The sequence below is a fragment of the Vibrio sp. SALL6 genome (assembly GCF_002002385.1).
Taxonomy (GTDB): domain Bacteria; phylum Pseudomonadota; class Gammaproteobacteria; order Enterobacterales; family Vibrionaceae; genus Vibrio; species Vibrio parahaemolyticus.
In genome coordinates this window covers 27842-41332 of the sequence record NZ_MQVK01000010.1, presented here as the reverse complement: position 1 = coordinate 41332, position 13491 = coordinate 27842, and the positions used below count along the sequence as shown (strand labels likewise).

Below are 13491 nucleotides of genomic sequence, written 5' to 3'. Positions count from 1 at the left end.
TTGTTACTTTACCCTTTTTCGTCCACTTCTGGTACAGAATATGGTTCTTCATTTGGAGATTCGTTAACCGAAACCACCAATGGAGACTTGTGGTTAGTCATCTTAGCGATAAGACCACCCACACGTTGACGCATTTCACGACGGTCAACGATCATATCAATTGCACCGTGCTCAAGCAGGAATTCGCTACGTTGGAAACCTTCAGGAAGATCTTCACGTACCGTTTGCTCGATTACACGACGACCTGCAAAGCCGATCAACGCTTTAGGCTCACCAATGTTGATGTCGCCCAGCATCGCCAAACTTGCCGATACACCGCCCATGGTTGGGTCAGTAAGAACCGAAATAAATGGCAGGCCTTTTTCTGACAGACGCTCAAGTGCCGCACTGGTTTTCGCCATTTGCATTAGAGACATCAACGCCTCTTGCATGCGAGCGCCGCCACTTGCAGAGAAACACACAAGCGCGCAGTTGTTCTCGATTGCTGCTTCTACTGCTTTAACAAAGCGAGCACCAACCACAGAGCCCATTGAACCGCCCATGAAAGAGAATTCAAACGCACACGCTACTAGAGGCATGCCTAATAGCTCACCTTGCATAACGATCAGCGCATCTTTCTCGCCACTGCTCTTTTGTGCTGCAGAGATACGTTCTTTGTATCGCTTAGAATCTTTAAACTTCAGTTTGTCTTGAGGCTCAAGCTCAGTGCCTAGCTCAACACGGTTACCTTCGTCCAAGAATGTTTCCAAACGACGACGCGCTTTCATACGCATGTGATGGTTACACTTAGGACAAACTTCTAGGTTACGCTCAAGTTCAGCATGGTAAAGAACCTGCTCACAAGAGGTACATTTCGTCCACACACCTTCTGGGATAGAAGCTTTACGTGAACTAACTAGGTTACTTTTCTCTAAAATCTTTTCAAGCCAACTCATGGAAGACCTTTTCTCTCAACTCTTCCGCTTCATTGCGAAAGATATAAATTCGAAATAATACCGACGGATTAAACCATATCTTGCGACGAGTGTAGATAAAAAACTGGTTGTACCTATTTTCGATATCGTTAATTACTGATGTTATGCGGCTACACTACCGATATTTTGAAGCAAGTTTGTGAATTTAGTTCAAATTATCTGGCAAAAACAGCGGACCGATCGGCACGCAAGGCAATTCAAATTCTTCTGGATAATCGACATCGACTAAGTACAAACCTTCAGCCTTCGCTGTTGCACCTGCAAGTTTGCGATCTTTTGCCTCAAGCAACCACTTGATCCACTCTGGTTTTTCTTCACCACGACCAACTTTAATCAGGCTACCTGTGATGTTTCGAACCATGTGGTGAACGAACGCGTTCGCTTTAATGTCGATAACAACATAATCACCATGACGAGTGACGTTTAAATGCATCAAATTACGACACGGACTCAACGACTGACAATGCGCTGCACGGAATGATGAAAAGTCATTTTCACCTAACAAATATTGCCCGGCTTCATGCATTTTCTTTTCATCTAGCTCGCCGTGATAATGGCTCACACCCGAGTTCAAAATGCCTGGGCGCAATGCGTGATTAAAAATGATGTAGCGGTAACGACGCGCTGTTGCTGAGAATCGCGCATGGAAGTCATCAGGAACTTCTTTTGCCCAGCGAACAGCGATGTCACTTGGCATGTTCGCATTTGCGCCCATAGTCCAAGCCACCATTTTTCGATTAACGTTGGTATCAAAGTGAACAACTTGTCCCGTACCATGTACACCCGCATCAGTACGACCTGCACACTGCACTTCGACAGGGTGGTTCGCAACGATGGACAACGCTTTCTCTAGTTCTTCTTGAACACTTTTCACTTCTCTTTGGCGTTGCCAACCAAAATAATTTGTACCGTTGTATTCGATACCTAATGCGATTCTCATCTTAACCTTCGAACTCTAAAATGGGGCGGGAAGTATATACTCAAGTCCCTTCAGATACAAAAAGGGCAGCTCTCGCTACCCTTTTTGATTTATCGACCGTTTATGGTATCGATGAGGTTTTTCGCTTCTCGGCGAATGTCATCTTCACCGTAAACTATCGCCTCTTCTAACAGTTTGATCGCACCTTGAGGATCGTTCATTTCAAGGTAGATTTTAGCAAGGTCCAACTTACCTGCTGCTTCTGCATTGGTATCTACATCAACGTCACCGATATCACCAATCACATCAGGGAACTCATTCAAACCGACATCAAGCATCAGTTCTTGCTCTTCAAACTCACCACCTTCTTTGTCCACTTGAGCCATCAGTTCATCAATAGTCATAAACTGATTTTTCTTAGGGTCAAAGTCATCAAGATCTTCCTGCTCGGCCCAGTTCTCTTGCGCGATTTCAGGTTGAGTCAGCGCTTCGCTCGAACTCCACACTTCTTGCTGGTCTTCAGGGACTTCTTCCGTAACCGATGGTTCAGGCATGTCTGATGCTGGCTTAAAACCATCCCAGTCATCACCGACATCCAACATGGTTTCGAAATCCATGCCTGCACTTGCAATGGTGTCGCTGTCGAGTTTGCCATCAAACGCTTCAGCACTTGGCTCATCTGCAAGTAAGTTAGCCATCGTTGATTCATCAAAATCGTCTAACTCAGATGGAGATTCAATAGCAGTTGGCTGCGCTACCTCTTGATCAAAACTGTTTTGAGCGAAGACTTCAAAAAGCGCATCATGGTCATTATCTGCCTGGAGAATTGGCTTAGGCGCAACTTCTGATTCTGATGAAGATGATGCTTCAGCCATAGCCGCAATAGCATCTTCTTCACTGAACTCTGACAGTTCAGTATCATCGAAGTTGAACTCTTCTTCCGCTTCGGCTGCTGGTGCTGCCGCTTCACGTTCAGATTCTGGTAGCTCAGGTTCATCAGCCATCGATGCCAATGCATCTTCTTCGTCGAACTCTGGTAGTTCCAGTTCGTCGAAGTTGAAATCTTCTTCCGCGTCAACGGTTGGCGCTGCGGCTTGAATTTCAGATTCTGGCAACTTCGGCTCATCGGCCATAGATGCCAATGCATCTTCTTCATCAAACTCTGGCAGTTCCAGTTCGTCGAAGTTGAATTCTTCTTCCGCTTCGGCCGTTGGTGCTGCGGCTTGAATTTCAGATTCCGGTAGCTCAGGCTCATCGGCCATTGAAGCCAATGCATCTTCTTCGTCGAACTCTGGCAGTTCCAATTCATCAAAGTTGAATTCTTCTTCCGCTTCGGCCGTTGGTGCTGCGGCTTGAACTTCAGATTCTGGTAGCTCAGGCTCATCGGCCATTGAAGCTAACGCATCTTCTTCGTCGAACTCTGGCAGTTCCAGCTCGTCGAAGTTGAAGTCTTCTTCCGCGTCAACGGTTGGCGCTGCGGCTTGAACTTCAGCTTCTGGTAGCTCAGGCTCACTGGCCATTGAAGCTAACGCATCTTCTTCGTCGAACTCTGGCAGTTCCAGTTCGTCGAAGTTGAATTCTTCTTCCGCGTCAACGGTTGGCGCTGCTGCTTGAACTTCAGCTTCTGGTAGCTCAGGCTCATCGGCCATTGAAGCTAACGCATCTTCTTCGTCGAACTCTGGCAGTTCCAGTTCGTCGAAGTTGAACTCTTCTTCCGCTTCGGCGGTCGGCTCTGCAGTTTGAACTTCAGCTTCTGGTAGCTCAGGTTCAGCCGCCATGGATGCCAATGCATCTTCTTCATCAAACTCTGGCAGTTCCAGTTCGTCGAAGTTGAATTCTTCTTCCGCGTCAGCGGTCGGCTCTGCAGTTTGAACTTCAGCTTCTGGTAGCTCAGGCTCGGCCGCCATGGATGCCAATGCATCTTCTTCGTCGAACTCTGGCAGTTCCAATTCATCAAAGTTGAACTCGTCCTCATCAACGTCAGTGGACGTTGCCGCGACAGGTTCTTGTTCAAGTTTGTTTTCAGCTTCAGGCTCAACGTCGTCTAGCAACCAGTCTTCTTCTTGAGGAACGCCAAATTCATTCTCAACGGTATTCGGCGTTGGCGTGAATGCAGGTTCTTCCTCTTTACTGGTAATTTCTGGTTCAGTCTGTTCGTCGCGAAGTTGATACTCACCATTTTCAGAGGACAGCTCTTCAGCCGATGGCATCAAATTTTCTTTGACAGATGAGTTTTCTAACTCTTCAGCAAAACCTTCTTTGCCTTCCAGAAGTGCGTCTAGCTCGGCGGCAAAATCTGCACTTTCTTGCTCAGTTTCTTCAAGAACGGTGTTGTCAGATTCAAACAGTTCATCCAGCTCAGTCATCAGAGGATCATGCTCTGGTGACATTTCCTCAAGATCACCTAAGAAGTCATTGCTATTAAACGGGACGCTTTCTTCTTGGAATGATTTCGTTAGTTCTGGTTCTGATGCAGCCGGTGGTTGTGGCTGCGCCTCACTCAGCAGAGCGTCGATATCTAAGCCAGATTCAAGTTCTAACTCAGAGGCGTCTTCTTCAACCTGCACGGTTAGCGGCTTTTCTTCTTCTGGCTCAAGCGCTTTATTTTGTTCCGTTTGAGGCTCGATCTCTTCAAAACCAAAATCAGCCACCAAGTCATCGTCTAACTGACTCTCATCAGCAGTGACTGCCTCATCCTCACGAATCAAATCATCGAATGGGTCGAGCTCGGTCGTGATCTCGTCTTCTAAAACGGGCTCATCATCGTCGTCTTGCAGTAACTCATCGAGTAAATCAACGCTGTTTTCGTCGAGTTCCTCAATTACTTCTTCAGCCTCAAAATCAGATAGCGCTTCCAATTCGTTGAGCGGATCGAACTCTTCCTCGGTTTCGTCTTCATCGAAATCGATCAATTCGTCGAGTAGCTCAGTGCTGTTTTCATCGATATCGGTGTCATCAGTCAAACCCGCCAGACTTTCGAGTTCATCAAGTGGGTCAAGCTCAGTTGATGTTTCTTCTGCTGGTTGATCGTATTGAGCTAATAGCTTATCAATATCGTCATCCGACGCCTCTCCTGCCGAGAAATCCTCGTCTGAGACTTGCTGCTCTGGCTTGGTATCTTCAACGTCAAGATCTAAATCATCGTCGCCAAGTTCTGCGAATAAATCGTCCAGCATCGCTTGATCAACGCTGCCACTTGAAAGGTCTTCCGATGGTTCATCATCAGCAAGAAGTTTGGCAAATTCATCATCAGAAATAGCGTTATCGTCGTCGGACAAGTCGAAGCCTGTTTCGTCTTCGTCGAGCACTTCAAGTTCTGGCGTCACTTCATCAAGCGCACGTTCCATCTCCTCAAGGCCCAGCGCTTTCTCGTCGCCATTGACTTGAATGCCGCTCGTTGAAGAATCAAACTCGTCAAATCCAACGTCTAAATCACCATCATCGCCGATACCGGCAAATGGATCTTCGCCGTCATCGCCTTCTAAGTTGAAGTCTAGTTCTTCGTCATCTAGGTTTGCGAAGACATCTTCTTCAAGCTCAGCTTTCTCATCCTGCTCTAATAGCGGTTCAGAGTCATCATCACCAAACAAGTCATCGTCTAGGCTGAGCTCATCATCAAGTTGGTCAGCTGCGGCTAAACCAATTGGAGCCGCAAGCGGATCGATATCTTGTATCTGCTGCTGCGCTGCTTCCTCTTCTTTCGATTTCGAGCGACGACCAAGTAGCATGACAACCAACAACGCTAGCAGTGCCCCGGGAATCAGAGCTGCAAGTCCGACTAGCCAACCATTGGATAGAATCTTATCCATCGTACTTGGCTGCATGCGTTGCTGCTCAGCAACACGTTGGCGCTCTTCTGCCAACAGCTTTTCCACTTCCGAACGAATGCGCTCTTCGTCGTTAAGCTCGCTTTTGAGTGTTTCAACTTCGCTCTGAACTTGAGACAACATGAGGCGCAGACGATGGTTTTTCTCTTCTAGTGATTCAAGCTCACTTTGCGAGCCCTGCAGCTTGTCTTTTAGATCACTAACCTGCTTTTCACCTTGTGGTGACGTCGAAACTGGTGGCACGTTTGCTGTCGTTTCAACGGGTTTAACTGGTTCAGGTTTTGGTGGAGTAACAACTGGCGGTTTTGGCGCAGTCGGCTCTGCAACAGGTTTAGGTTTAACCTCTATCTGTTTAACTGGAGCTGGCTTTTCTGGCTTGGGTTGTTTTAGTCGTAACTCATGCGCCTTCATAATGGCAACAGCTTGTTCAGTCGTCGCACTGCGAACTTGCTCTAATGAAGGAACACGAAGACGGCTGCCTGGGATCAGCTCGTGGATGTTTTGATTGTCAAACGCTTGAGGGTTGATTCGATAAATGGCGAGAAGCGTTTGTTGTACCGAGACATTACGTGACGGTCTTAACTCAGAAGCAATCGACCACAGTGTTTGGTTTTCACCTGTCGGGCCGAAAAAGCGCGAAGGCTGAGTATTCTCAGGTGGAGTAGGTAATGCTCGTTCGATCTCTTCAGCATAGCTCGGAGATGATTGCACTTCACCAGACGGCCCAACGAGACGAATTCCTTCGGCTTGAACCACTGACGATGTCTGAGTCGCGCTCATCAACACAAGGGCTGCTAACAAACGCTTATAATTTTGACGCATAGAAGGCTCAGTTTTGTGCTAGAAACAATTTGAAATGGTGATCGGTTAAATATATCGGATATACCACGCAAAACTATAGCTTTGGGGATAAAAAATGTGTGGCTCTCGCCATATTCGTACTAATCTCACACAAATTTACATCGTTCGAACAAAAAAGCCTCGCTTAGTGCGAGGCTTTACGTTTCTTATACCACTAACTTAGTAGTAATCGCGGATCAGTACTTCGGCGATTTGTACAGCGTTCGTTGCTGCACCTTTGCGCACGTTGTCAGCCACAACCCATAGGTTTACGCCGCTGTGGTGGCTAATATCGTTGCGAATGCGGCCAACCATTACGTGATCTTTACCGCCCGCATCACGAACTTGTGTAGGGAAATCGTCACCGTGGAATACTTCTACACCTTCGGTTTGCTCAAGAAGGTTAATTACTTCTTGCGCGTCGATTGGTGAACGAGTTTCAACGTGAACCGCTTCTGCGTGGCCGTAGAACACCGGCACACGAACACACGTTGGGTTTACGGTGATTGAAGGATCGTTAAAGATTTTCTGAGTTTCCCACACCATTTTCATTTCTTCTTTGGTGTAGCCGTTTTCCATCATCTGATCGATTTGTGGAATACAGTTAAACGCGATCTGTTGTGAGAACTGCTTCTTGTCAGCTGGCAGACCATTTAGCAACTTAGCGGTTTGACCAGCCAACTCATCAATGCCCGCCTTACCTGCACCTGATACCGATTGATAAGTTGAAACGTTAATACGCTCAATACCGACTGCATCGTGGATTGGTTTAAGTGCGACTAACATTTGGATAGTCGAACAGTTTGGGTTGGCAATGATGTTACGGTTACGGAACTCAGCAATCGCTTCAGGGTTTACTTCAGGCACAACAAGAGGAATGTCGTACTCGTAACGGAAGTGTGACGTGTTGTCGATAACAATCACACCTTCATCAGCTGCGATTGGCGCCCATTTTGCAGATAGATCGCCACCAGCCGAGAACAGAGCGATGTGCGCTTGAGACCAATCAAACTCTTCTACATTTTGTACGCGTACGGTTTTACCATTGAAACGGTAAGTCTTGCCTTCGCTACGCTCACTTGCCAATAGGAACAGTTCACCGACTGGGAACTTGCGCTCTTGAAGCACTTCTAAAATTGTTTCACCGACCGCACCGGTCGCACCCAAAATGGCAACATTGTATTGCTGGCTCATTGACTTACCTCAATCTGAAAACCTAGTTCTGCTAGTGGTGCAAGGTTGCATGTTTCATTTCCCACTAACGTGACAGCGCTGTATTCGCGGCGATCCCAGTAGTTTTTACGCATCAGGTCAAACGCACCTGGCTTACTGATTTCACGTCGGAAAAGAGCGTCATCTTTACGCACATCATAGATTAACTGTGTGATGTTATGCAGTGTTGCTTCATCCCATGCTCTGTCCAACATCATCGTTGGAACAGGCGCAGTTGGCAGTAAATCGCTGGCATGCGCACGTAATTCGTTATTTAAGAACTCACAGTAGCTATTGAAAATCATTGTCGTACCGCGAGCTTTCCCTTCCAGACCATAGCCTGCAACGTGAGGGGTTGCGAATGCTAGCAGAGGCAGAAGCTCCATATCAACCTCTGGTTCAAATTCGAAGACATCCAATGCCGCAGTGAAACCATCTTGTTTCATTAAACGTTGCTTCAATGCTTGGTTATCAACCACAGGGCCACGCGCCGCATTGATAAGAATTTGATCACCACGAAGACCGTTCAGTACTTTCTCGTCAATCAAATGATGCGTTGGGTGCAGGCCGTCTTTAGTGATTGGCGTGTGTAGTGTGATGATGTCTGATTGTTCGATAAGCTCAGCTAACGGGGTAAAGCTGCGAGGATCACCCGCCTCTTGCTTGAATGGGTCGTTGATAAGGACGTTGATGCCCATGCCTTTCAAGCACTTCTCTAGATAGCTACCCACTTGACCTGCACCAATAATACCTACGGTTTTATCAAAGACCGAAAAACCTTGTTGCTGCGCGAGTACCATCATGACACTGAACGCATACTCGGCAACACCCACTTTGTTACAACCTGGTGCTGCAGTAAAGAAAATGCCCTTTTCTTTCAAAAGAGCTTGGTCGACGTGATCCATACCCGCTGTCGCCGTACCAACAAACTTGAGCTTGTTCGCTTTGCTGATCAGTTCAGCGTTTACTTTGGTTACCGATCGAATCATCAGAGCATCGATATCAATAAGGTCATCAGCAGTCAGGGTACGACCCGGTTTTAGAATCACTTCACCAAGTTGGCTGAATAGCTCTTCAGCGTACGGCATGTTTTCATCAACAATAATTTTCATAGCGCCAGCGTTTTTAAGATCCATTTTATGAGTTTGTTTATTCGCAAAAAGCGAAGCTATGGCGATTGTGCCCTTTTCGGGAAAAATCTCAAGATATAAACCCAATAAACCTCAAGGCGGAGAATCGCTTGGTTTGTCGAGATAGCAACAATCGGCATCACGGACTTCCCTACAGGGAAAGTACATGAGTAACACGAAAAAACGGAATGATGAGAAAAGAAAAAGCCCGGCTAAATTAGCCGGGCAAAGTTCCAGAACAAAAGGATCCTATCCCGCTCTCCTTGGGATAGAGTCTGCGTCTGTTCGATCAGTTTGACTGATCAAGCTCTGGAAACTGGTTTGTTGGCGTTCAAATCACAATGAACAACACCAACAAATTCAGTTAGCTTTGGTGTTGATTACGCTTGGTATTTTTTGATAACCAATGTTGCGTTGGTACCACCGAAGCCAAAGCTGTTTGACATGACTGTCGTTAGCTCTGCGTCGCGAGCTTCTGTCACGATATCCAGACCTTTTGCCGCTTCATCCAAGTTTTCAATATTGATGCTTGGCGCGATGAAGTTGTTGTCTAGCATTAGAGTCGAGTAAATCGCTTCGTGAACACCAGCCGCACCTAGAGCGTGACCTGTCATCGCTTTTGTTGCAGAAATTGCTGGGCTGTTGTCGCCAAATAGCTCTTGGATTGCGCCTAGCTCTTTCACGTCGCCAACTGGAGTAGACGTACCGTGAGTGTTAACGTAATCAATGCTGTCAACGTCTTGCATTGCCATCTTCATACAACGCACTGCGCCTTCACCTGAAGGTGCTACCATGTCGTAGCCATCAGAAGTCGCACCGTAGCCTACGATTTCGCCGTAGATTTTCGCGCCACGTGCTAGAGCGTGCTCAAGTTCTTCGATAACCAGCATGCCGCCGCCGCCAGAGATAACAAAACCGTCACGGTCTGCATCGTAAGTACGAGACGCTTTTTCTGGCGTATCGTTGTATTTAGTTGATAGTGCGCCCATCGCATCAAACATCATCGTTTGAGACCAGTCTAGCTCTTCACCACCACCTGCAAACACGATGTCTTGTTTGCCAAGTTGGATAAGCTCCATTGCGTGGCCGATACAGTGTGCAGAAGTCGCACAAGCTGAACTCATTGAGTAGTTCACACCACGAATTTTAAATGGTGTCGCAAGACATGCTGATACGGTAGAAGACATAGTACGAGGAACCATGTAAGGGCCTACGCGTTTTACGCCTTTCTCGCGCATAATATCGGTTGCTACTGTTTGGTTTAATGCAGAAGCACCACCAGAACCAGCAACGATACCTGTACGATCGTTTGAAACTTGTTCTTCAGTTAGACCAGCGTCTTCAATCGCCTGCTGCATTGATAGGTATGCATAAGCAGCCGCATCACCCATAAAGCGCATCTGTTTACGGTCAATATGCTCCGCAGGGTTGATTTTTAGATCACCCCAAACTTGCGAACGAAGACCGTGTTCTTTGAACTGCTCAGACGCAGTGATGCCAGATTTGCCCGCTTTAAGAGACGCTAGAACTTCTTCGACGTTGTTACCGATACTTGAAACAATACCCATACCGGTGATTACGACTCGTTTCATTATGACATTCCTATAATTCAAAAATCCGCTAGATGATAACTAAGATAGTCAACAAAAGTGGTCAGCTTTCCCATAAATTCGTACAATCGCCCCATTCTTACCGCGCCAAATCACAAATTTGCACCATTATGACTTCAATTAAAAATGCTGAACTTGGTTGGAACGAAGCTGGCACGCCGGTTTCTGACCAATTTGATGATGTTTACTTTTCTAACGTAAACGGTCTTGAAGAGACACGCTACGTTTTCCTCAAACAAAATCATCTCCCAGAAAGATGGCAGGAATTTGACCAAAGACGCTTTGTTATTGGTGAAACCGGATTTGGCACGGGACTGAACTTTCTTGCTGTATGGCAATGGTTTAATGAATTTCGTCGCAACCACCCAGATGCAGCGCTAAAAGAGCTGCACTTCATTAGTTTTGAAAAATACCCGCTAAGCCTAGCGGATTTGAAAAAAGCACATGAAGCGTGGCCGGAGTTGGCTGAGTATGCAGAAAAGCTGCAAAAGCACTACCCTGCTGCCGTACCTGAGTGTCACCGCATTGTGCTTGAAGATGGCGCAATTACACTCGACCTTTGGTTTGGCGACATCAAAGACTGCATGCCGCAAGTCCCATACAACGAACAAGGTTTGATTGACGCTTGGTTTTTAGATGGATTCGCACCAAGTAAAAACCCAGAAATGTGGAACCAAAATCTGTTCAACAACATGGCTAAGTTAGCCAAGCAAGACTGTACAGTTGCCACTTTTACCGCGGCGGGCTTTGTGCGTCGAGGATTGAACGAAGCTGGCTTTGCAATGAAAAAAGTCAAAGGCTTTGGCACCAAGCGTGAAATGATCGCAGGTTCGATGGAACAACGCGAAAAGCAATCGAACCATCTTGCGTGGTTCAATCGCACGGCCTCCAGCAATCTTGATTCGATTGCCATAATCGGAGGCGGTATTGCCAGCGCGGCGTTAGCGAAAACGTTGGTTCGTCGTGGCCAAAACGTCACGCTTTACTGCAAAGACACTCAACCAGCCGAAGGGGCATCTGGCAACCGTCAAGGTGCCGTTTATCCTCTGCTTAATGGCCCGCATACAGGTGTATCTCGTGTGTTTGCGCCAGCATTTTTGTTCGCACGTCAATTTGTCGAGCAAGCAGCGCAAGAAATCGATTTTGACCATGATTGGTGTGGTGTAACTCAATTGATGTGGGATGACAAATCCACAGACAAACTAGAGAAAATGCTGGTGGGAAACTTCACTCCAGCGCTCATTCGTAAATTGTCTGCGGAAGAAACGGCGGAGACAATCGGCTTATCCATTGATATGGCATCGGTTCATTACCCAATGGGCGGTTGGTTGTGCCCTGCGGAATTAACTCGCGGGCTGATTACTCAACTAGAAAAAACCGATCTTTTTGAAGCGAAGTTCGAGCATCAAGTCGAGTCACTAACTTGGGACGAAGCGCGTCAGCTTTGGACATTAAAGGCGAACGGCCAGAACTTCGAACATTCAACCGTTGTAGTTGCTAACGGCAACGAGTTCCAAACACTAAGCCAAACTGAAGCCTTACCGATGGGACAAGTAAAAGGACAAGTGAGTCACGCGCCAGCAACAAAAACCCTATCTAAACTCAAAACTGTACTGTGTTACGACGGTTACATGACGCCTGTTAACCCAAATAACCAACACCTTTGCATTGGTGCCAGTTACGATCGCAGTCATTTAGACTATGAGTTTGATGAAAACGCACAACGAGATAACGTAGAAAAGTTGGTCAAATGCATTCCAAATCAGGAATGGACCAAAGAAGTGGATACATCGGGCAATTTGTCACGCCAAGGTATTCGTTGCGTGAGTCGAGACCATCTGCCGTTTGTTGGGAACGTGGGTGATTTCGACACAATCAAAACGCAATATGCAGATTTGCAAAATCAAGCAGAAGAAGAGGTTGAAGCGATTCACCAATTCCCTAACCTTTTCTGCTTCTTAGGTTTAGGCTCTCGAGGTCTAAGCTCTGCGCCTCTGTTGGCAGAAGTGCTAGCATCTCAAATTTGTGGCGATCCACTGCCACTCCCTGTCGATGTGCTGACAGAACTTCACCCAAGCCGTATGTGGGTACGCAAATTACGTAAAGGTAAAGCGATTACCGAGCTTTAAATCGGCATCAAGCAGACAACTACATAAATATTTAAGTAGATAAGGAATAAGAGATTCCCAAGCCCGCGAAATCACGCGCCGGGAATCTCTTTTTTAATGACGTATTACTTGAGCAATGCGACGGCTTGTTTCACTTGCTCTGCAATTTCTTGATTTACAATCTCACCCGACTCCAAGTCAAAGTTCTCGTAAAAACTTGGTACCGAAACCGACGCTTTAACGTCCGCTCCAAAAAATGGCGCTGAACCCGTTGCCGCCGCTAGTACGCTTTGTGCACCACCAGGGCCCGGTGACGTCGCAAGGTAAACGACCGGTTTATTTTGGAACACATTGCGCTCGATACGCGTTGCCCAATCGAACAAGTTTTTGTAAGCCGCTGCGTAAGAACCATTGTGCTCTGCAAATGATACAACGATGGCATCAGCTTGCTCTAGCTCGCGTAAAAAAGCGATTGCGCCTTCCGCTTGGCCGATTTCTTTCTCTTTGTCTTCACTAAACATTGGAACGTTGTAGTTGTTTAAATCCAACACGCTCACTTGTGCGCCTTCTACTTGTTGAGCTGCGTAAGTAGCAAGCGTTTTGTTGATTGAGGTTGAGCTGGTAGAAGCACCGAATGCGACAATTTTCATGGTTATATTCCTTTGTTCACGTTTTATGCTTTGCAGAATAAAAGTTAAACAGGCTGGCAACAACCACAAAAATCTTATGGAGAGATTCGAATATTTCGAAGGAGTTGATTTCAATTAAAAGGCGAGATAACGATAGAAAAGATATGCTCAGAAATAGCCAAGAAGCACGCCTAGAATAAGGTGACGTTTGATATAACCCGTTGAAAAAAATAGTCACAACA

The 13491-nt window shown here is 46.6% G+C and carries 8 protein-coding genes; 1 reads left to right on the top strand and 7 read right to left on the bottom strand.

Translation table 11 applies throughout. From position 1 onward, the window contains the following. Nucleotides 1-8: 8 nt before the first annotated feature. From accD to fabB, 6 genes are all read right to left on the bottom strand, one after another. Nucleotides 9-935 (bottom strand): acetyl-CoA carboxylase, carboxyltransferase subunit beta, encoded by a 927-nt coding sequence (accD, locus tag BIW15_RS06655; protein WP_005460141.1) that lies wholly within the window; start codon nt 933-935, stop codon nt 9-11. A gap of 184 nt (nt 936-1119) precedes the next feature. Further along, a complete protein-coding gene (truA, locus tag BIW15_RS06645; protein ID WP_005479529.1) occupies nt 1120-1914 on the bottom strand; it encodes a tRNA pseudouridine(38-40) synthase TruA in 795 nt (264 codons plus the stop codon). Nucleotides 1915-2003: 89 nt separating this feature from the next. Further along, a complete protein-coding gene (locus tag BIW15_RS06640) occupies nt 2004-6542 on the bottom strand; it encodes a FimV/HubP family polar landmark protein (RefSeq protein WP_077280716.1) in 4539 nt (1512 codons plus the stop codon). Between the two features lie 198 nt (nt 6543-6740). Next, nucleotides 6741-7754, bottom strand: coding sequence for an aspartate-semialdehyde dehydrogenase (locus BIW15_RS06635; RefSeq protein ID WP_005460137.1), 1014 nt, complete (start codon nt 7752-7754; stop codon nt 6741-6743). Continuing rightward, on the bottom strand, nt 7751-8884 hold the full coding sequence (locus BIW15_RS06630) for a 4-phosphoerythronate dehydrogenase (RefSeq protein ID WP_005494418.1): 1134 nt from the start codon (nt 8882-8884) through the stop codon (nt 7751-7753). Before BIW15_RS06630 ends, BIW15_RS06635 begins: the two co-directional genes overlap by 4 nt. Before the next feature lie 398 nt (nt 8885-9282). Further along, nucleotides 9283-10494, bottom strand: a complete 1212-nt coding sequence (gene fabB / locus BIW15_RS06620) for a beta-ketoacyl-ACP synthase I (protein ID WP_005460738.1) — start codon at nt 10492-10494, stop codon at nt 9283-9285. A 128-nt stretch (nt 10495-10622) separates the two neighbouring features. Between fabB and mnmC the strand changes: the two genes are divergently transcribed. After that, the gene (mnmC, locus tag BIW15_RS06615) at nt 10623-12641 is read left to right on the top strand and encodes a bifunctional tRNA (5-methylaminomethyl-2-thiouridine)(34)-methyltransferase MnmD/FAD-dependent 5-carboxymethylaminomethyl-2-thiouridine(34) oxidoreductase MnmC (RefSeq protein ID WP_077280715.1); all 2019 of its coding nucleotides are present in this window, start codon (nt 10623-10625) and stop codon (nt 12639-12641) included. Between the two features lie 104 nt (nt 12642-12745). On the opposite strand, the gene BIW15_RS06610 is transcribed toward mnmC, so the two are convergent. Next, nucleotides 12746-13270, bottom strand: a complete 525-nt coding sequence (locus BIW15_RS06610; RefSeq protein WP_021486928.1) for an NADPH-dependent FMN reductase — start codon at nt 13268-13270, stop codon at nt 12746-12748. Nucleotides 13271-13491: the final 221 nt, after the last annotated feature.